Below are 19,158 nucleotides of genomic sequence, written 5' to 3'. Positions count from 1 at the left end.
TGTGAACTCCGTACAAGATTGAGGGGTGTTGGTTGTGTTATGTCTGGGAATTATCAGTGAAGCGTGGCGAGCGAAAGGTGAAATCGGTCACAAAGCAATCGCTGCTGTAGTATAAATCTCATAAGATTAGTTCTGAGGACTTGCGATGGAAATTAAACTGCATGCTAATGCCACCACGACGCCGCGCATCCGTCGCTATCTTCAGCAGTCAGATAAAAGCGACAGAGAGCTTGCCGCTGAGCTGGGCATTTCGGTCACTACCGTCAGGCGCTGGCGCAACCGCGAGCAGATTTCGGACAACCACACAACGCCAAAAGTGATACACAAAGCGTTGAGACAAGAGCAGATCGCACTGGTGAATGTCCTGCGTGACGTCTCGGGAGCGCCGCTTGATGAACTGCTGCAGATTGTAAACGGCGTGCTGGGGATCCCCGTATCCCGGGCGACATTGAACCGCTACCTCAAACCTACCTCTGCGCAACAAAGAGGGGCTCCGTTGCAGGGGAAAAAGGCGCTCAAGGCAGGTATCGTGCCGCAAAAACTTCTGTTACATCATCAGCCCCTGTCTCTGCATATGGACGATGGCGGAGAACAGCATCTACTTTGGGCGCGTGAACCGGTGAGCGGCTGGTGCTACGCCCGGCTGTACGCGGGCACTTCTCCGCAGCTGCTGGCCCGCTGGGCGCACGACGCGCTGGAAGCCTGTCCGGCTGATATTCAATCTATTGAGACTTTTGGTTTCGAGGTGAAGCCAGAGGAGCGTAATACCACCGTTACGGTGCATCCGCAGCAATACTCCGCCGTTCAGGTTGCTCAGCCGCTCTGTGAAATCATTCCACGCCTGAACAGTGAGCCGGCAGGCGAGCTGTTGATCCAGCTGTGCGAATTTTACAACCGGGGAAAAGCGCAGAAAAAGTTAGGAGAGAGTACGCCGCAGGCCTTTCTTGAAGCGCTGCGGCGTAACGATTAGAGGATCTCGAGCACGTCTTCCGGCGGACGTCCAATGCGCGCCTGGCCGTTCGCCACCACAATCGGGCGCTCAATCAGCTTTGGATTTTCAACCATCGCCTGGATCAGCTCAGACTCGGTGAGACGGCTGTCATCCAGGTTAAGCGACTTATACAGATCTTCTTTCTGACGCATCAGCTCTCTAGCACTGCCCATTCCCAGCATGCGCAGCAGCTGGCGGAGGGTTTGCGCGTCAGGTGGAGTGTCGAGGTACAGCACCACTTCCGGCTCCACGCCGTTAGACTTCAGCAGGCTCAGGGTATCGCGGCTCTTGGAGCAGCGAGGGTTGTGATAAATCTTTACGGCGTCTGTCATGACGTGAATTCTCCTTTATTACATCTTCTCGTACGGCTTAAAGCGCTGCTGCAGGCCGCGCAGCTGATCGATACGCGCGTCGTAACGGGCCTGCTGGAGGCTGCCGAGCTTGACCTGCGAGCTGGCGCTGCTGAGCGCGGAAATCGCCTGATCGAGGCGGCCCACCAGGGCAAAGCCTTCGGCACGCGCCGCAAGCTCCTGATCGCGGTTGCCGAGCTGGGCTTCCGCCTGAGCGAGCAGATCCCAGCCGTTTTGATCGTCTTTATTATTAAAGGTGTAGCGGTTCAGGATAGTCGCCGCTTCACCCGGCTGGCCGCCCTGCAGGTAAGCATTCGCCAGGTTAAGCTGCAGCACCGGGTTGGTACGGACGTCTTTCGCCCCTTTCAGACGGTTAATCGCATCGGCGGTTTTCTTCTGCCCCAGATCGATATCCGTCGACAGATCGAGATACCACGGGTTGTTCGGGTCGGCAGCCAGAAGCGGCTGCAGCGCTTTACGCGCCTCGTCGTATTTGCTGGCTTCCATCGCCTGAAGCGCCTGACCATACTGCGCGGCGTTTTTCTCACGCACGTTGCCTTTCGCCAGGGTATCCAGCAGGTCACTGGTGAGCTGGTTACGCCCGGAATTGTACATTCCCAGGGTTCTCACTTTCGCCATGTAGAAATCCTGCGAAGACTGGACCACCACAGGACGCATCTGGTTTGCACGGTTACGCGCGTCCGATAGTCGGCTTTCAGGCAGCGGGTGCGTCAGCAGGATTTCCGGCGGACGGGAAGAGTAACGCGCCTGATCGAGCAGTTTTTCCAGGAAGCTCGGCATGGCCTGCGGGTCAAAGCCCGAGCGCTGCAGCACCTGAATCCCGATGCGGTCCGCTTCCTGCTCGTTTTGTTGGGTAAAGCTGATCATCCCCTGACGTGTTCCCGCCAGCGTACCGGTCAGCGCTGCCATCCCGGCCTGCGGGCTGGCCATCGCCAGCAGAATCGATCCCAGTGCACCCACCCAGGTGAGGGGAGCGTTACGTTTCTGGTCTTCCATCGCACGCGCCAGGTGACGTTGTGTGACGTGCGAAATTTCGTGCGCCATTACCGAGGCCAGCTGGCTTTCGTTGTCAGAGTAACGGAATAACGCCGAATGCAGCACCACGTTACCGCCAAAGAAGGCGAAGGCGTTGATTTCGTCATTATTGATTAAATAGAAATGGAAGGGGGTCTTTACCGAGTCGGCGTGCGCTACCAGACGCATCCCCAACCCGTTTATGTACTGCACCAGCAAAGGGTCGTTGATCAGCGGGGCGCTGCCGCGCAGCTGGCGAACATAGTAATCCCCCATTTGCATCTCTTGCCCAATAGAGAGCGTGCTTCCTGCTGTGGTGCCCATGTCCGGCAATGAATCGGACGAGTCAGCAAAAGCGGGCAACACCTGACCGACCGTCACCGCGGCAATCAGTGTTGCAACCAGTGTTTTTCTCAATTGCCTGAACATAACCACTGTCCTGTATGTTGGATGTGCTAATTTGACCGATGAACCGGCATATCGTTCATCTCTGCTGCCCTGCGAGTGTAGCCGTGTTGTAGCATGAAGAAAATCCCATTCATCAGGGTTTTGCGGATTGCGATCGGGATACAAAAAGCGAAAGTCTTTTTTGTGACAGTTAGATACAATTCACCGTCTCACTCCCGCCATTCGATTCAGGGAAGGGTTGTATGCTCGAAATGTTAATGCAGTGGTACCGGCGTCGGTTCAGCGACCCGGAAGCCATTGCTTTGTTGGTTATTCTGGTTGCCGGGTTCGGTATTCTGTTCTTCTTCAGCGGCCTGCTCGCCCCTCTGCTGGTGGCGATTGTGCTGGCGTACCTGCTGGAGTGGCCCACGGCGCGTCTGGAACATATCGGCTGTTCCCGCCGCTGGGCGACCAGCATCGTGCTGGTGCTGTTTGTCGGCATCCTGCTGTTAATGGCTTTTGTGGTGATGCCGGTCGCCTGGCAGCAGGGAATTAACCTGATCCGCGACATGCCCGGCATGCTGAACAAGCTGTCTGATTTTGCCGCCACGCTGCCGCGCCGTTATCCGGCCCTGATGGATGCCGGAATTATCGACGCGATGGCCGAAAATATGCGCGCCCGCATCATGACGATGGGTGATTCGGTGGTGAAATACTCTCTGGCGTCCCTGGTCGGACTGCTGACGCTGGCGGTTTACCTTGTGCTCGTGCCGCTGATGGTCTTCTTCCTGGTGAAAGATAAAGATCAAATGCTCAACGCCGTGCGCCGTATTCTGCCGCGCAATCGCGGGCTGGCGGGGCAGGTCTGGGAAGAGATGAACCAGCAGATCACCAACTACATTCGCGGCAAGGTGCTGGAGATGATTGTCGTGGGGGTAGCGACCTGGATTGGCTTCCTGATTTTCGGCCTGAACTACTCGCTGCTGCTGGCGGTGCTGGTGGGGCTGTCGGTTCTGATCCCGTACATAGGCGCGTTTGTGGTGACCATTCCGGTTGTTGGGGTCGCGCTGTTCCAGTTTGGGCTGGGGACTGAGTTCTGGAGCTGTTTCGCGGTGTACCTGATTATTCAGGGCCTGGACGGTAACCTGCTGGTGCCGGTGCTGTTCTCCGAAGCGGTGAACCTGCATCCTCTGGTGATTATCTTATCCGTGGTGATTTTCGGCGGGCTGTGGGGATTCTGGGGCGTGTTCTTCGCCATTCCGCTGGCAACGCTGATTAAAGCCGTGGTCCACGCGTGGCCGGATGTGCCGGCGGTGGAAGAGAAGTAGAGGGGGGCGGCCTGATGCCCTCACCCCGACCCTCTCCCACAGGGAGAGGGAGAAAACATGAAAAACGGCAACCTGGGTTGCCGTTTTGCTGTTTATCAGGCGCTTTGTTTCAGCCAGTTCAACACCACGTCGTGGTGGTTGCTGGTTTTGAAGTCGTCAAACACGTGTTCAACTTTACCGTCAGCGTCAATCAGGAAGCTGATGCGGTGGATGCCGTCGTAGGTTTTACCCATAAACGTCTTCTCGCCCCAGACGCCGAACTGCTCGCATACCTGATGATCTTCATCGGAAAGCAGCGTGAAGTTCAGCAGCTCTTTTTCAGCAAATCGTGACAGCTTTTCTGGTTTATCGGTGCTGATACCCAGCACTTCCACGCCGACTTTTTTCAACTCGTCCATGTTGTCGCGTAAGCCGCAGGCCTGTACGGTGCAGCCGGGGGTCATGGCTTTCGGGTAGAAATAGACCAGAACACGCTGTCCCTGGAAGTCGGTCAAATTTACTTGCTCGCCGTCTTGATCCGGTAAGCTAAATTTCGGTGCGATGTCACCGGCTTTCAGTGGGTTCATTACTCAACTCCATCCTGTTCGTGCTGCGAATAATTGACGACGCTTATACTGCCCTGCGCGTTTAATTCTGTACAGAGGGCTTTGAACGCTTGCTCGATATTTGACGCATCCTGTGAGGCAGGGCTGTGCGCGGTAATTTGAATAAACAGCACCGGAAGACCATGGTCATCGCTTGTCTGCGTACGGGAAACCAGTTCGGCAATATTCATCTGATGACTGTCAAAAAGCGCCGTGAAACGCTCAATCAGATGCGGAGAATCAGGCACTTCAACCTGTACCCAGACGGTAGAAGGCAGTGCCGGACGCGGACGCGCAGTGGTGCGCTTCATGACAATCAGCAAATCCAGTTCGGCCCCTTTCAGCGGCAGGGTCGATTCAATCAACGTGATGGCGTTCCATGTCCCGGAAAGTAACATAATAAATGTGAACTCTTCACCGAGCATCGCCAGACGGCTGTCTTCGATATTACAGCCGCAGCTGCTTACGTGGCGGGTGATGGTGTTCACGATACCCGGCCTGTCGGCACCCAGCGCAGTGATAACCAGGTAATGTTGTGATGAGGTTGTCAAACCTGTTCTTCCTTTGCATGGTTAAGTCTTCCTAAGGAAAGCATAAAAAAAACATGCATACAACCGCCTGAGAGCCTCAGGTCGCTTGCTTTTATTACAGTTCCAAACGTAACATTGAGGCTCTTGTTCGCACAGAGGATGGCTCATGTTCACGGGAAGTATTGTCGCGCTTGTTACACCGATGGATGAAAAAGGTAATGTCTGCCGGTCAAGCATGAAGAAGCTCATTGATTACCATGTCGCCAACGGAACCTCGGCGATCGTTTCGGTAGGGACTACCGGTGAATCCGCAACGCTGAGCCACGACGAGCACGGCGATGTGGTGATGCTGACCCTGGAACTGGCTGACGGACGTATTCCGGTCATCGCGGGCACAGGGGCTAATGCAACCGCAGAAGCTATCAGCCTGACCAAACGTTTTAACGACAGCGGCATCGTTGGCTGTCTGACGGTGACTCCTTACTACAACCGTCCTACTCAGGAAGGTTTGTTCCAGCACTTCAAAGCCATCGCTGAACATACTGACTTGCCACAAATTCTGTATAATGTGCCGTCCCGTACCGGTTGCGATATGCTGCCGGAAACCGTTGGTCGTCTCTCGGAAGTAAAAAATATTATCGGTATTAAAGAGGCGACAGGGAACTTAAGCCGCGTTCATCAGATCAAAGAGCTGGTTTCAGACGACTTTATCCTGTTGAGTGGTGATGATGCGACCGCGCTGGACTTTATGCAGCTCGGTGGCCATGGCGTGATCTCCGTAACGGCAAACGTTGCGGCGCGCGACATGGCTGAAATGTGCAAACTGGCAGCAGCAGGTCATTTTGATGAAGCGCGCGTCATTAATCAGCGTCTGATGCCGCTGCACAATAAATTATTTGTCGAACCCAATCCGATCCCAGTGAAATGGGCATGCAAGGAGTTGGGTCTTGTAGCAACCGATACGCTGCGTCTGCCAATGACACCGATCACCGACCACGGTCGTGATATCGTCAGGGCTGCGCTGAAGCATGCCGGTTTGCTGTAGAGTTTAGGGAGATTTGATGGCTTATTCAGTACAGAAGTCGCGCCTGGCGAAGGTTGCGAGTGTTTCGCTTGTTATGCTGCTCGCTGCCTGTAGTTCAGACTCGCGCTACAAGCGCCAGGTGAGCGGTGATGAATCCTATCTGGATGCAACCCCGCTTGCTGAACTTCACGCACCGGCTGGTATGATCCTGCCGATTCAGAACGGCGATTATAATATTCCCGTGACCAACGGCAGCGGCCTGGTCGGTAAAGCGCTTGATATTCGTCCGCCAGCACAGCCTCTGGCGCTGGTTAGCGGGGCGCGTACCCAGTTCACCGGTGATACGGCGTCTCTGATGGTTGAGAGCGCGCGCGGTAGCAATCTTTGGCCGCAGGTTGTCAGCGTCATTCAGTCGAAGAACTACACCATCGATAAACGCGATGACGCCAGCCAGACGTTAACCACCGACTGGATCGAATGGAACCGTCTGGATGAAGACCAGCAGTACCGCGGTCGCTATCAAGTCTCCGTTAAACCACAGGGTTATCAGCAGGCGGTCAACGTTAAGCTGTTGAACCTGGAGCAGGCGGGTAAACCGGTTGCGGATGCCGCGTCCCTGCAGCGTTACAGTACCGAAATGTTGAACGTGATTGCCGCAGGTCTGGATAAGACCGCTACCGATGCCGCCAACGCTGCGCAGAGCCGTAACGGTGTGACCTTTGATGTTCAGAGCGGCGCGGATGATACCGGCCTGCCAATGCTGGTGGTGCGTGCACCGTTTAACCAGACCTGGCAACGTCTGCCAGCGACGCTGGAAAAAGTGGGCATGAAAGTGACCGACAGCACGCGTTCAACCGGCAGCATGACGGCAACCTATAAGCCGCTCTCCGACAGCGCATGGCAGGAACTGGGCGCGAAAGATCCACTGCTTGCCTCTGGTGACTATAAGATTCAGGTAGGCGACCTAGATAACCGCAGCAGTCTGCAGTTTATCGATCCAAAAGGTCACACGCTGACCCAGTCGCAGAACGATGCGCTGGTCGCTGTCTTCCAGGCAGCATTCAGCAAATAAATACGAGGGCTGGTGAATCCAGCCCTTTTTATTTTAGTGCCACGCAAACGTGTGCGTGGCATAATATCCCCAGTTTTGAACACAAATCATCACACCAGGAGTAATGAAGATGCAGAAGCAAGCTGAGTTGTATCGTGGCAAAGCGAAGACCGTATACAGCACGGAAAACCCGGATCTGTTGGTGCTCGAGTTCCGCAATGATACGTCAGCAGGGGATGGCGCACGCATTGAGCAGTTCGATCGTAAAGGCATGGTGAACAACAAGTTCAACCACTTCATTATGACCAAACTGGCCGAAGCGGGTATCCCGACCCAGATGGAAGCGTTGCTGTCCGATACGGAATGTCTGGTGAAAAAACTGGATATGGTTCCGGTTGAGTGCGTTATTCGTAACCGTGCGGCGGGCTCCCTGGTGAAGCGTCTCGGCATTGAAGAAGGTATCGAACTGAATCCACCGCTGTTCGACCTGTTCCTGAAAAACGATGCCATGCACGATCCGATGGTCAATGATTCCTACTGCGAAACCTTCGGCTGGGTGAACAAAGAGAACCTGGCGCGCATGAAAGAGCTGACCTACAAAGCCAACGACGTGCTGAAAAAACTGTTTGATGACGCGGGCCTGATCCTCGTCGACTTCAAGCTGGAGTTTGGTCTGTTCAAAGGCGAAGTGGTGCTGGGCGATGAGTTCTCACCAGACGGTAGCCGCCTGTGGGATAAAGAAACGCTGGATAAAATGGACAAAGACCGTTTTCGCCAGAGCCTGGGTGGCCTGATTGAAGCGTACGAAGCGGTTGCTCACCGTTTAGGCGTTAAGCTCGACTAACTCCCTCACTTGCCAAAGGATGTTCGCATCCTTTGGCGTCTTACCTTTGTTTCCTATGGTAATCTTGCCGTTAACCGCCTACGATCATAGCTATTATAAATGGAATAGTTAGAGGTGGTTATGCGCTGGCAAGGGCGTCGTGAAAGTGACAATGTAGAAGACAGACGCAGTGATGGCGGCGGCGGTCCTTCAATGGGGGGACCCGGCTTCCGGTTACCCAGCGGTAAGGGCGGCATCATCCTGCTGATTGTGGTTTTAGTCGCGGGTTATTACGGCGTTGACCTCACAGGGTTGATGACCGGTCAGCCGCTGCAACAGCAGCAATCTCAGCACTCCATCAGCCCGAATGAAGATGAAGCGGCCAAATTTACCTCCGTTATCCTCGCCACAACGGAAGACACCTGGGGTCAGCTGTTTGAGAAGATGGGGCGTACCTACCAGCAGCCGAAGCTGGTGATGTACCGGGGCGCAACCCGCACCGGATGCGGCACCGGACAGTCCGTGATGGGGCCGTTCTACTGCCCGGCGGACGGCACCGTCTATATCGATCTCTCCTTTTACGATGACATGAAACGCAAGCTTGGCGCTGACGGTGATTTTGCCCAGGGCTACGTGATCGCGCATGAAGTCGGCCATCACGTGCAAAAGCTGCTGGGGATTGAGCCTAAGGTGCGCCAGCTGCAGCAAAATGCCTCGCAGGCAGAAGTTAACCGACTGTCCGTCAAAATGGAGCTGCAGGCGGACTGCTTCGCGGGCGTCTGGGGCCACAGCATGCAGCAGCAGGGCGTTCTGGAATCCGGCGATCTTGAGGAGGCGTTAAACGCCGCTCAGGCTATCGGTGACGACCGTCTTCAGCAACAGAGCCAGGGGCGCGTCGTGCCGGACAGCTTCACTCACGGGACTTCACAGCAGCGCTACAGCTGGTTCAAACGCGGCTTCGACAGCGGCGACCCGGCGCAGTGTAATACCTTCGGTAAAGCGATGTAATGCTGGCGTTTGAACCGCTGATACGCGAGCTTGAGCGCACCGGCCATCGTCGGCTGGTGGTGCTCAGCGGCGAGGCGCAGTGGACGTTAACCCAGGCGCTTGCCCTGCGTGCTGCCCTGCCCGGAGACTGGGTAAGGCTTGACGAACATCCTTCAAAAGCCATCAGCGGCCTGTTGGGACGCGAGTTCCGGCATGCTGTTTTTGACGCCAGCGCCGGGTTTGATGTCGCCGCGTTTGCCGCCCTGAGCGGAACGCTGAGCGCCGGAAGCCTTCTGGTGCTGCGGGTTCCGCCGCTCGACGCGTGGGCCGGGTTGCCAGACAGCGATTCACTGCGCTGGAGCGACAGCGCGGAAGCAATAGCCACGCCGCATTTTGTCCACCATTTCTCCCGGGCGATTGCAGCCGATCCCGACGCGATTGTCTGGCTTCAGGGCCGCGCGTTATCCCTTCCGTCTTTACCCGACGCGCCAGACTGGCAGCCTGCCAGCGGCGCCCCGCAGCGCGAACAGGCTGAGATCCTGGATGTGCTGCAGGGGATGTCGGGTGGCATCGTGGCCGTCACCGCCGCGCGCGGGCGCGGAAAATCAGCCCTGGCAGGAATGTTGCTAAGCCGCATTGCTGGCAGCGCCGTGGTTACCGCGCCGTCGAAGGGGGCAACGGATATCATCGCCCGCTTTGCCGGAGAGCGTTTTCATTTTATGGCCCCGGACGCGCTGCTTGCCTCTTCACGCCAGGCAGACTGGCTGATTGTTGATGAAGCCGCTGCGATCCCCGGACCTCTGCTGGAAAAGTTAGTTGCCCGTTTCCCCCGCGTGCTGTTAACCACCACGGTGCAGGGCTATGAAGGGACGGGCCGGGGATTTTTGCTTAAATTTTGCGGTCGGTTTGCCGGGCTGCAGCGCTACAGCTTATCTACACCTGTGCGCTGGGCAGCGGGCTGCCCGCTTGAGCGGATCGTCGCCAGCGCGCTGCTGTTTGACGATACGCTGATCGACCGTCGCCCGGAAGGAGAGGTGCATTTAACGTCTCTGGCGCCGACGGCATGGGAAAGCCGCCCGGCGCTTGCCGCGAGCGTGTATGAGCTCCTCTGCGCGGCGCATTACCGCACCTCGCCGCTCGATTTGCGCCGCATGATGGACGCGCCCGGGCAGCAGTTTGCCGTTGCCGAAACGAACCCGGTTATCGCCGGGGCGCTATGGCTGGTAGAGGAGGGCGGGCTATCCCCTGAGCTTAGCCGCGCCGTGTGGGCGGGGTTCCGGCGTCCGCGCGGGAACCTGGTGGCGCAGTCTCTGGCGGCACACGGCGGCTCTCCGCTGGCGGCGACGCTCAGAGGACGGCGGGTGACCCGCATTGCCGTGCACCCTCGCCGTCAGCGGGAAGGGATTGGCCAGGCGCTTGTTCGCAGCGCCTGCGGCGAAGATTATCTGTCGGTGAGCTTTGGTTACACCGATGAACTTTGGCATTTCTGGCAGCAGTGCGGCTTTGTGCTGGTGCGGATGGGCAGCCATCGTGAAGCCAGCAGCGGCTGCTACACGGCGATGGCGCTGCTGCCGCTTAGCGAGGCAGGGCGTCGGCTGTGCGCGCAGGAACATCAGCGTTTGTGCCGGGATATGCGCGTCCTGTCTGCCTGGAACGGTGAAAAGATCCCCGTGGAAGACCGATGGGAAGCTACCCTTAATAGTGACGACTGGCTGGAGCTGGCGGGGTTTGCTTTTGCACACCGGGCGTTTTCAACCTCGGTTGCCGCGCTGACGCGGCTGCTGTTAGCCGTGGACATGCCGCTTCCGGCCCTGCGTGGGAAAATGGCAGGAAAAACGGAAGACGTCGGGCGAAAAGCGTTGCTGGCAAAGCTGCGCAGTGAAACCGCGCAAGCGCTTGAAAGCCTTGATTATCCCCGCAGCCATCAGTTGAAAGAAGACATTTTGCAATGGCAATTTTTTCAATGACTTCTTCAGTAAAGTGGCATGGTCATTCACGTCGGGAGGCGTAGAATCCAGGTCATCTATTAAGGAGACCACCATGAAACACGATCATTTTGTTGTTCAAAGCCCTGACAAACCGGCTAAACAGTTACTGCTTCTGTTTCATGGGGTTGGCGATAATGCCGTCAATATGGGGCAGATTGGCAGCTGGTTTGCACCCGTTTTCCCCGAAGCGCTGATTGTCAGCATCGGTGGCGTAGAGCCATGCGGCCCGAACGGGCGCCAGTGGTTCTCGGTTCAGGGCGTGACGGAAGAGAACCGTCAGGCGCGCATTGACGCCATCATGCCGACCTTTATCGACGTTGTCCGCTACTGGCAGCAGCAGAGCGGCGTGGGTGCCGAGGCGACCGCGCTGATTGGCTTCTCGCAGGGGTCAATCATGTCGCTGGAAAGCGTAAAGGCGCACCCGGGTCTGGTGTCACGGGTGATTGCGTTTAACGGCCGTTTTGCGACGTTACCGACTAGCGCAACCACGCAAACCACGATCCACTTAATCCACGGCGGTGAAGACCGGGTGATTGAGCTCTCGCATGCGGTTGACGCGCAGGAAGCGTTGATTCGCGAAGGCGGAGATGTGACGCTGGATATCGTTGACGATCTGGGCCACGCCATTGACGACCGCAGCATGCAGTTCGCGCTCGATCGTTTGCGCTATACCGTACCGAAGCACTACTTTGATGAAGCGCTCAGCGGCGGTAAGCCGGATAATGATGATATTGTTGAGTTTATGTGAGGTTATCCCCACTCCACAGGAGAGGGGATACAGACCGGTTACTTCTTCTGGTCTTTCTTCGGCCAGTCGTCGTCATCGTCCCACTTGTCGTTGAAATCACGGTGCGGGGGAAGATCCGGTTTGTTGGCGAGAAATTTTTTATGGTCCACGCGCTTAAGGTCTTTAATCACGTTAAGCAGTACGCCGACCAGAAAAACCAACACCAGAACCCACCAGTACTTTGAAAGCCAATCCATTCGCTATTCCTCTCAGAGCGTTCGTCAGGCGACGAGTTGCTCCATAATACGTTGATACATACGGGCCAGCAGTTGCAAATCTGCCGCATTGACACACTCATTTATTTTATGAATGGTTGCGTTCACTGGCCCCAGTTCGACAACCTGAGCACCCATACGGGCGATAAAGCGTCCGTCTGAGGTGCCACCCGTTGTCAGCAGCTGTGGCTTAATTTCATTATAGTGCTCGATGGCGTTCACCACCGCATCCACCAGTTTGCCGCGCTGCGTCAGGAACGGCTGGCCGGAAAGCCACCACTCCACGGTGTAGCGCAGGTGATATTTTTCCAGCAGGGCGACAACCCGCGCCTTGATCATTTCATCGGTCAGTTCCGTGCTGAAGCGGAAGTTGAACTGGACGAAGTAATCCCCCGGGATCACGTTATTGCTTCCGGTCCCGGCCTTGACGTTCGCAATCTGCATGCTGGTCGGCGGGAAGAACTCGTTGCCCTTATCCCACTCAATCGCCACCAGCTCGCTCAGCATTGGCGCAGCGCGGTGGACCGGGTTATCGGCCAGATGCGGATACGCAACGTGCCCCTGAACGCCGTGAATGGTCAGGTTACAGGTCAGCGAGCCACGGCGTCCGTTTTTCACGACGTCACCCACCACTTCGGTGCTGGACGGCTCACCGACCAGGCAGTAGTCGAGACGCTCGTTGCGTGCCATCAGCGCTTCAACAACCTTCACGGTACCGTTGTGCGCGCTGGCTTCTTCGTCGGAGGTTACCAAAAACGCGAGACGGTTTTTGTGGTTGGGATGCTGCGCCACAAAGCGCTCTGCCGCCACGACCATTGCCGCCAGAGAGCCTTTCATGTCTGCCGCGCCGCGACCAAACAGCATGCCATCCCGAATGGTCGGCTCAAACGGCGGGTTAATCCAGCGATCCGCGTCACCGGCGGGAACAACGTCAGTATGCCCGGCGAAGGCCAGCGTTTCGCCCTGTCCGCGCCACGCCCAGAAGTTCTGGGTATCGCCAAAGTCCATGCGTTCAATGGTAAAACCGATGGCACGCAGGCGTTCAATCATAAGAGCCTGACAACCTGCGTCGTCCGGGCTAAGGGAAGGACGGCGAATAAGCTGCTGAGTCAGCTCAATGACCGGGCATGACATAAACTACACCTCAACGAAAAAAGTCGGAATAAAGGGTTTCACTGAAACCCAGCAGCATAGGCTGCCCTGGCGCGCAGAGCAATGGGCGTTTGATAATTGCCGGCATCTCGATCATCAGTTTTGCCGCGCTGTCGGCATCGGTGATGCTGGCGCGCAGAGATTCGTCCAGTTTACGCCATGTGGTACCGCGGGTGTTCAGCAGAGCTTCCCAGCCCAGTTCGCGGATAGCGCTATGCAGAAATTCTGCATCAAGCCCATCGGCGCGGTAATCGTGGAAACGGTACTCCACGCCGTTCGCTTCCAGCCATCGACGGGCTTTTTTGATGGTGTCGCAATTTTTAATGCCGTACATCACAACCATGGTGAATCCTTTTGACCTTATGATGATTAAATGTTCAGTAAATTCGAAGATATATCCTTAAGTGGAATATAACACATTCAGGAATCGTCTGGATTTACACTTTATATTAATTCAACTCACATCTGTGCGCTGAATATTCTTTCACCATTTAAGCATAGATGTCCATAAACTTTAAAAACCCAATAAACTCAGCAAATAAAATAAAACTCACCCATCCGTAGGGTTATTTCAAAATATTGCTGGCCGTCACAAAAAATTGAGGTCTCACCGTTCATATTTATCATAAATCCCCGCAGGACGTGGGTTACAATCACAGCAATTGGTTAAATAGTCTTCACAATGATGGCCCGTTTTTGTAGAATGCGCATAATAATAAGAGAGGTAGTTATGATTGAACGTGAACTGGGGAACTGGAAAGATTTTATCGAAGGCATGCTTCGTAAATGACATTCAGTAAGAATTGCAAGAGCACTAAAATAAGTAAAATAACCATAGTGTGAATTAATCACACAGTAAAAAGGCGGCCGATAAAGCCGCCTTTTTTTATTTCAATCACTTACTCAGCACGTTCCTTTAGCGGGAAGCGACGACGCACCAGCACAAAGAATAGCGGAACGAAATAAATGGCCAGGATGGTGGCCGAAATCATGCCGCCCATGACCCCCGTCCCGACGGCATGCTGGCTGCTGGAGCCTGCTCCCGTACTGGTTGCCATCGGCAGTACGCCAAAGACAAACGCCAGTGACGTCATCAGGATCGGGCGTAAGCGCTGACGGCAGGCGTGCAGCGTGGCCGCCATCAGCTCGTGGCCTTTGGCATTCATCTCGTTGGCAAACTCAACGATCAGAATGGCGTTTTTCGCCGACAGCCCAATCACGGTGAGCAGACCCACCTGGAAGTAAACATCGTTCTCCAGACCGCGCATCCAGGTCGCGAGCAGGGCACCAATGACGCCAAGGGGCACGACCAGCATGACGGAGAACGGGACCGACCAGCTTTCATACAGGGCGGCGAGGCAGAGGAAGACCACCAGCAGAGAGAGTGCGTAAAGTGCGGGAGCCTGTGCCCCGGAGAGGCGCTCCTGGTAAGACATGGCCGTCCACTCCAGACCAAAACCGGCGGGCAGCTGTTGCACCAGTTTTTCCATAGTGTCCATGGCGGTACCGGTGCTGACGCCCGGCGCGGCTTCCCCGACGATTTCAACCGCAGAGTAGCCGTTATAGCGCTCCAGGCGTGGCGATCCGCTCTCCCAGTGCGAAGTCGCAAAGGCAGAGAACGGCACCATGCCGCCAGCGTTATTCCTGACAAACCAGCGGTTAATATCATCCGGCAGCATGCGGAACGGCGCGGCGGACTGGACATAGACTTTTTTCACGCGGCCACGATCCATAAAGTCATTCACATAGCTCGAGCCCCACGCCGTTTGCAGGGTATCGTTGATATCGTTGATCGATACGCCCAGCGCCTGCGCCTTACGCTGATCGATATCCACCTGAAGCTGCGGGCTGTCATCCAGACCGTTATGGCGAACGCGGGTCAGGCCGGGATCGTTGCCCGCCAGCGCTAACAGCTTATCGCGTGCCGCCATCAGCGCCGTGTGTCCCGCACCGGCGTGATCCTGCAGCTCCATGTCAAACCCGGCGGAACTGCCAAGGCCGCTGATTGCCGGCGGGCTGCTGGCAAAGACGCGCGCCTCTTTGATGTGCGCGAAGGCTTTGGTCGCGCGTTCAATGATGGCAAATGATGTTCCCGTTCTGGTATCGCGCTCGTCCCAGTCCTTCAGGCGGACGAACATGCGGGCGACGTTCTGCCCGTTCCCGCCCGGCCCGGAACCGACGGTAGAGAAGACGGATACGACGTTATCTTTCTCTTTAGTAAAGAAATACTGCTCCACTTTCTGGACCACTTTCAGCGTCTGCTGCTGCGTTGCGCCGCTCGGCAGCTGCACCGAGGTGGTAAACATCCCCCGGTCTTCCATCGGCAGGAACGAGGTGGGCAGGTGCAGGAACAGCCACACCATCCCGCCCAGCAGCACGACGTAAACCATCATCCAGCGCAGGCTGCGGTGGAGTACACGCCCAACGGCAGATTCATACCGCGCGGCGTTGCGGTCGAACATGCGGTTAAACCAGCCGAAGAACCCTTTCTGCCCGTGATGCTCTCCTTTATGCAGCGGTTTCAGCAGGGTGGCGCACAGCGCGGGGGTGAGGATCAGCGCGACCAGCACGGAGAGCACCATCGCCGAGACGATGGTGATCGAGAACTGGCGATAAATCGCCCCGGTGGTGCCGCCAAAGAAGGCCATCGGGATAAAGACAGCCGACAGTACCATCGCGATACCGACTAGCGCCCCCTGAATTTGACCCATGGATTTACGCGTCGCCTGGCGCGGAGAGAGCCCTTCTTCGCTCATGATGCGCTCGACGTTTTCAACCACGACGATGGCATCATCCACCAGCAGGCCGATTGCCAGCACCATCGCAAACATCGTCAGGGTATTAATGCTATACCCGAACGCGTAAAGCACCGCAAAGGTCCCAAGCAGCACCACGGGGACTGCAATGGTGGGGATCAGCGTCGCGCGGAAATTTTGCAGGAACAGGTACATGACCAGGAACACCAGCGCGATGGCTTCCAGCAGGGTCTTCACCACGTCCTCAATGGAGGCTTTAACGAAGGAGGTGGTTTCATAGGCGACTTTGTACTCCAGCCCGTGCGGGAAATACTGTGAAAGCTCGTCCAGACGGTCTAACACCAGTTTTGCTGTCGCCATTTCGTTCGCGCCGGAGGCCAGTTTAATCCCCAAACCGGAAGCCTGATTGCCGTTAAAGCGGCTAAGGTAGTCGTATTTTTCGGCCCCCATTTCCACCGTGGCGACATCGCCCAGACGCACTTCCGACCCGTCCTGATTCACGCGCAGGGTGATGTTGCGGAACTGGTCCGGCGTCTGCAGCAGGGATTGCGAATTGATGGTGGCGTTCAGGGCTTGCTTATCAACGGAAGGCGTTCCCCCCAGTTGCCCCACCGCAATCTGGGCGTTCTGGGCTTTGATGGCATTCGTTACGTCGGTCGCCGTCATCTGATAGCTGTTGAGCTTGTTGGGATCGAGCCAGATGCGCATGGAGTATTGTGAGCCGTAGGCGTCAATATCTCCGACGCCGTTAATCCGGCTGATGGGATCCTGAATATTACTGGCGACGTAGTCCGCGATGTCCTGTTTATCCATTGAGCCATCTGTCGAGACAAACGCGATGGTCAATATGTTGGTATCACCGGTTTTACGCACGGTTACACCCTGGTTCTGCACCGCCTGGGGCAGCTTGCGCATGGCCGACTGCAGCTGGTTTTGGACCTGCTGCACCGCTTCGTCCGGGTCGGTGCCCGCCTTGAAGCTCAGGGTCACCGTCGCCTGTCCCGTGGCGCTACTTTGCGAGGACATGTACATCAGGTTATCCAGACCCGTCATGTTCTGCTCGATAACCTGCGTGACGGTATTTTCCAGCGTCTGTGCCGACGCGCCGGGGTAGTTTGCTGTGACGCGCACGTTCGGCGGTGCCAGGTCGGGGTATTGCTCAACGGGAAGTGAAGTAATCGCCAGGACGCCCGTCAGACACAACAGGATGGCAAGCACCCAGGCAAAAATGGGGCGATCGATAAAAAAATTCGCCATGAAAGTGTGACCTCGTTTTGCTGCACGTCATTATTGTTTATTGCCCGCATAACTTTAGCGGTAAGGCCCAGGTCAAACGTGGAGAAATAAAGGAGATAATGTAAATTATCATGCGCTTTTCCCTGCGCTTCCCTCTTTACCGTTATTTACCCGTTAACGGCGTGGGCGCCGGAAACGTCACGCTGACCAGCGTGCCGCCGTTTTGCGGCTGCGAAAAGTGCAGCATCCCACCGAGCCGTTGCGCGCGTTCGCGCATAATATTCAGGCCGTAATGTCCCGGCGGCTCGCTGGCCTCGCCAATCCCAATACCGTTGTCACGAATGCTGACGCTGTGCGTCCCGTCCACTGAGGTCACGCAGCTTACGGTGATCTCGCTGGACTGCGCGTGCTTAATGGCATTCAACACGGCCTCGCGGACGATCTGCAGCAAATGCACCTGCTTTTGCGCATCGAGCGCCAGCGAGGACAGACGACAGTCCAGATGCAGTTTGGCCTGCGTCTGGCTCTGCAGCACGTCGAGGGACTCCTGCAGCGCCGCGGGTAAGTTCGCGTGGTTCAGCGTCAGGCGGAAGGTGGTCAGCAACTCGCGCAGCTGCTGCCAGGCATTGTTCAGCTCGCGGGAGAAGTCGGTGATGATGGTCTGCGCCGGGGTATTTTCCTCGGGCACGGCGCGTTTGAGCAGCGCAAGCTGAATGCGCAGATACGACAGCACCTGCGCCAGCGAATCGTGCAGCTCGCGGGCAATGGTGGCGCGCTCTTCCATCAGCAGCAGCTGCTGGTAATGCTTTTGCGCCTGGTTAAAGTACAGCCCGCGCCCGAGCATAGTCGCCACGCTTCTCATCAGCGGAAGGGGGACGCTGTCCGCTTCGCTTTGCCAGCGCAGCTCGCCGTAGAGCGTGTCCTGCATCAGTACCGGCAGGTTTTGCAGAGGAGTGCCATGTGCCTCCGTCCCTTCACACAGCCGCCAGTCGTCGCTGGTGCGCAGTTCCAGATAATTCATCTGCGTATAGTCATGGACAATCTGCAGGATATGCCGGAAGCAGTGGCTGTCTATCTGGCCGGTATTCAGCGCCTGCGAGCACTTGAACAACATGTCGAGCTGCTGGTGGGCTTCGTGCAGGTGCCGCGTCTTTTCCGCAACCGAGGCTTCGAGCGAACGGTAGAGCGTATCGAGCTCGGCTGACATGTGGTTAAAGGCGCGCGAAAGCTGACCCAGCTCGTTCGGCAGGGCGCTATCCGGCGCAGGCGTGGCAAACTCGCCGCGCTCAATGCGTTCGCTGGCCGCCACTAGGTTATTCAGCGGTAGCACCACCTGGCGGCGGATGCGTCGCAGAGTAAACAGCGTCAGCAGCAGGATCCCGAGTGCGCCAGCCAGCGAGAGCAGGGTGACCGTCTGAATTTTATCTTCAGTGTAGTGCTGCAGGGCGAGCACAAAGGCATCAATGCGGCCGACAAAATCTTCAATATTGCGTTGATACCACGCGCTGTCGCCGCGGGCGATGCGCGCATCCATCTCCTGCCAGGCCACATGCAGCTGCTGATAGCGTGCTTTCACATTGTCCGGGACGTACCAGCGGTTCAGCTTCTGCAGGGCAGGCGCGCCGAGCGTCTGTTGCCAGCTCTCGCGATGTGCCGCAAGGGAAGGGCTGTTGCGCTGCATTTCGTAGCCCAGACGATAGCTCTGCATGCGCAGCGAACCGGCGATATTAATGGCTTCGGCATCGCGCTGGCTGCTTGCCAGCGTCAGCAGCGCGACGGTGCTGGTCAGCACGGACAGGGCTATGATCGAAAAGAAAGCCCAGGCAAGGCTTCCGGAAACGGGTCGTTTAACGGTCACAGAACGGCTCTCTGAATAAAATTGATCTGCCACAGGTTCACTGGAAATAATTGGGCGCTTCAGTCATGTGAACGTT

At 56.5% G+C, this 19,158-nt stretch carries 18 protein-coding genes; 9 read left to right on the top strand and 9 right to left on the bottom strand.

Annotated features, from left to right (window positions below; all coding sequences use genetic code 11):
• Positions 1–145 precede the first annotated feature (145 nt).
• Positions 146–970 carry a helix-turn-helix domain-containing protein gene (locus tag FOY93_RS16285; RefSeq protein ID WP_133294896.1) on the top strand — a complete coding sequence of 275 codons (825 nt, stop codon included), beginning with the start codon at positions 146–148 and terminating at the stop codon, positions 968–970.
• Here FOY93_RS16285 and arsC read toward each other — a convergent pair.
• Both arsC and bepA read right to left on the bottom strand, forming a co-directional pair.
• Positions 967–1,323, bottom strand: a complete 357-nt coding sequence (gene arsC / locus FOY93_RS16280) for an arsenate reductase (glutaredoxin) (protein WP_133294895.1) — start codon at positions 1,321–1,323, stop codon at positions 967–969. The two genes, FOY93_RS16285 and arsC, sit on opposite strands and share 4 nt — an antisense overlap.
• Before the next feature lie 18 nt (positions 1,324–1,341).
• Positions 1,342–2,805 (bottom strand): beta-barrel assembly-enhancing protease, encoded by a 1,464-nt coding sequence (gene bepA, locus FOY93_RS16275; protein ID WP_111965181.1) that lies wholly within the window; start codon positions 2,803–2,805, stop codon positions 1,342–1,344.
• A 221-nt stretch (positions 2,806–3,026) separates the two neighbouring features.
• Here bepA and FOY93_RS16270 point away from each other — a divergent pair, with 221 nt between their 5' ends.
• Positions 3,027–4,091, top strand: coding sequence for an AI-2E family transporter (locus FOY93_RS16270; protein ID WP_033146172.1), 1,065 nt, complete (start codon positions 3,027–3,029; stop codon positions 4,089–4,091).
• Between the two features lie 95 nt (positions 4,092–4,186).
• Here the strand turns inward: FOY93_RS16270 and bcp are convergent, their stop codons facing one another.
• Entirely contained in the window at positions 4,187–4,657 is a 471-nt protein-coding gene (bcp, locus tag FOY93_RS16265) for a thioredoxin-dependent thiol peroxidase (RefSeq protein ID WP_014171119.1), read from the bottom strand.
• Positions 4,657–5,226 (bottom strand): glycine cleavage system transcriptional repressor, encoded by a 570-nt coding sequence (locus FOY93_RS16260; RefSeq protein ID WP_023308758.1) that lies wholly within the window; start codon positions 5,224–5,226, stop codon positions 4,657–4,659. The genes bcp and FOY93_RS16260 overlap by 1 nt, the downstream gene beginning before the upstream one ends.
• A 145-nt stretch (positions 5,227–5,371) precedes the next feature.
• On the opposite strand from FOY93_RS16260, the gene dapA reads away from it, so the two are divergent.
• From dapA to ypfH, 6 genes are all read left to right on the top strand, one after another.
• On the top strand, positions 5,372–6,250 hold the full coding sequence (dapA, locus tag FOY93_RS16255; RefSeq protein WP_008501633.1) for a 4-hydroxy-tetrahydrodipicolinate synthase: 879 nt from the start codon (positions 5,372–5,374) through the stop codon (positions 6,248–6,250).
• Between the two features lie 16 nt (positions 6,251–6,266).
• Entirely contained in the window at positions 6,267–7,301 is a 1,035-nt protein-coding gene (gene bamC / locus FOY93_RS16250; RefSeq protein ID WP_143345386.1) for an outer membrane protein assembly factor BamC, read from the top strand.
• A gap of 109 nt (positions 7,302–7,410) precedes the next feature.
• Complete coding sequence (gene purC, locus FOY93_RS16245; RefSeq protein ID WP_008501631.1) at positions 7,411–8,124, top strand: phosphoribosylaminoimidazolesuccinocarboxamide synthase; 714 nt, start codon at positions 7,411–7,413, stop codon at positions 8,122–8,124.
• 120 nt (positions 8,125–8,244) lie between these two features.
• A complete protein-coding gene (gene ypfJ, locus FOY93_RS16240) occupies positions 8,245–9,111 on the top strand; it encodes a KPN_02809 family neutral zinc metallopeptidase (RefSeq protein ID WP_111965183.1) in 867 nt (288 codons plus the stop codon).
• Complete coding sequence (locus FOY93_RS16235; RefSeq protein WP_143345385.1) at positions 9,111–11,057, top strand: tRNA(Met) cytidine acetyltransferase TmcA; 1,947 nt, start codon at positions 9,111–9,113, stop codon at positions 11,055–11,057. The genes ypfJ and FOY93_RS16235 overlap by 1 nt, the downstream gene beginning before the upstream one ends.
• A gap of 73 nt (positions 11,058–11,130) precedes the next feature.
• Positions 11,131–11,826, top strand: a complete 696-nt coding sequence (ypfH, locus tag FOY93_RS16230) for an esterase (protein ID WP_115875969.1) — start codon at positions 11,131–11,133, stop codon at positions 11,824–11,826.
• A 38-nt stretch (positions 11,827–11,864) separates the two neighbouring features.
• Here the strand turns inward: ypfH and FOY93_RS16225 are convergent, their stop codons facing one another.
• The 3 genes from FOY93_RS16225 to FOY93_RS16215 are packed head-to-tail and all read right to left on the bottom strand — an operon-like array spanning position 11,865 to position 13,575.
• Positions 11,865–12,062 carry a YpfN family protein gene (locus tag FOY93_RS16225; protein ID WP_008501627.1) on the bottom strand — a complete coding sequence of 66 codons (198 nt, stop codon included), beginning with the start codon at positions 12,060–12,062 and terminating at the stop codon, positions 11,865–11,867.
• 24 nt (positions 12,063–12,086) lie between these two features.
• On the bottom strand, positions 12,087–13,214 hold the full coding sequence (gene dapE / locus FOY93_RS16220; RefSeq protein ID WP_143345384.1) for a succinyl-diaminopimelate desuccinylase: 1,128 nt from the start codon (positions 13,212–13,214) through the stop codon (positions 12,087–12,089).
• Between the two features lie 10 nt (positions 13,215–13,224).
• Complete coding sequence (locus FOY93_RS16215) at positions 13,225–13,575, bottom strand: ArsC family reductase (protein WP_143345383.1); 351 nt, start codon at positions 13,573–13,575, stop codon at positions 13,225–13,227.
• Between the two features lie 387 nt (positions 13,576–13,962).
• On the opposite strand from FOY93_RS16215, the gene ypfM reads away from it, so the two are divergent.
• The gene (gene ypfM / locus FOY93_RS16210) at positions 13,963–14,022 is read left to right on the top strand and encodes a protein YpfM (RefSeq protein WP_015572204.1); all 60 of its coding nucleotides are present in this window, start codon (positions 13,963–13,965) and stop codon (positions 14,020–14,022) included.
• A 109-nt stretch (positions 14,023–14,131) separates the two neighbouring features.
• Here the strand turns inward: ypfM and acrD are convergent, their stop codons facing one another.
• On the bottom strand, positions 14,132–17,245 hold the full coding sequence (gene acrD, locus FOY93_RS16205; RefSeq protein ID WP_127731904.1) for a multidrug efflux RND transporter permease AcrD: 3,114 nt from the start codon (positions 17,243–17,245) through the stop codon (positions 14,132–14,134).
• A 142-nt stretch (positions 17,246–17,387) separates the two neighbouring features.
• A complete protein-coding gene (gene narQ / locus FOY93_RS16200; RefSeq protein ID WP_143345382.1) occupies positions 17,388–19,082 on the bottom strand; it encodes a nitrate/nitrite two-component system sensor histidine kinase NarQ in 1,695 nt (564 codons plus the stop codon).
• Between the last annotated feature and the right edge of the window lie 76 nt (positions 19,083–19,158).

It is taken from the genome of Enterobacter sp. 18A13 (assembly GCF_007035975.1).
Classification (GTDB): domain Bacteria; phylum Pseudomonadota; class Gammaproteobacteria; order Enterobacterales; family Enterobacteriaceae; genus Enterobacter; species Enterobacter vonholyi.
The sequence above is the reverse complement of the archived record's forward strand: the minus strand, read 5'-3'. Positions and strand labels throughout refer to the sequence as shown.

Coding starts and splice junctions, on each gene's coding strand:
- FOY93_RS16225 (WP_008501627.1), bottom strand. CDS start 12,062: ATGGATTGGCTTTCAAAGTACTGGTGGGTTCTGGTGTTGGTTTTTCTG.
- FOY93_RS16285 (WP_133294896.1), top strand. CDS start 146: ATGGAAATTAAACTGCATGCTAATGCCACCACGACGCCGCGCATCCGT.
- dapE (WP_143345384.1), bottom strand. CDS start 13,214: ATGTCATGCCCGGTCATTGAGCTGACTCAGCAGCTTATTCGCCGTCCT.
- arsC (WP_133294895.1), bottom strand. CDS start 1,323: ATGACAGACGCCGTAAAGATTTATCACAACCCTCGCTGCTCCAAGAGC.
- ypfH (WP_115875969.1), top strand. CDS start 11,131: ATGAAACACGATCATTTTGTTGTTCAAAGCCCTGACAAACCGGCTAAA.
- bepA (WP_111965181.1), bottom strand. CDS start 2,805: ATGTTCAGGCAATTGAGAAAAACACTGGTTGCAACACTGATTGCCGCG.
- FOY93_RS16215 (WP_143345383.1), bottom strand. CDS start 13,575: ATGGTTGTGATGTACGGCATTAAAAATTGCGACACCATCAAAAAAGCC.
- purC (WP_008501631.1), top strand. CDS start 7,411: ATGCAGAAGCAAGCTGAGTTGTATCGTGGCAAAGCGAAGACCGTATAC.
- FOY93_RS16235 (WP_143345385.1), top strand. CDS start 9,111: ATGCTGGCGTTTGAACCGCTGATACGCGAGCTTGAGCGCACCGGCCAT.
- ypfJ (WP_111965183.1), top strand. CDS start 8,245: ATGCGCTGGCAAGGGCGTCGTGAAAGTGACAATGTAGAAGACAGACGC.
- bcp (WP_014171119.1), bottom strand. CDS start 4,657: ATGAACCCACTGAAAGCCGGTGACATCGCACCGAAATTTAGCTTACCG.
- FOY93_RS16270 (WP_033146172.1), top strand. CDS start 3,027: ATGCTCGAAATGTTAATGCAGTGGTACCGGCGTCGGTTCAGCGACCCG.
- acrD (WP_127731904.1), bottom strand. CDS start 17,245: ATGGCGAATTTTTTTATCGATCGCCCCATTTTTGCCTGGGTGCTTGCC.
- bamC (WP_143345386.1), top strand. CDS start 6,267: ATGGCTTATTCAGTACAGAAGTCGCGCCTGGCGAAGGTTGCGAGTGTT.
- dapA (WP_008501633.1), top strand. CDS start 5,372: ATGTTCACGGGAAGTATTGTCGCGCTTGTTACACCGATGGATGAAAAA.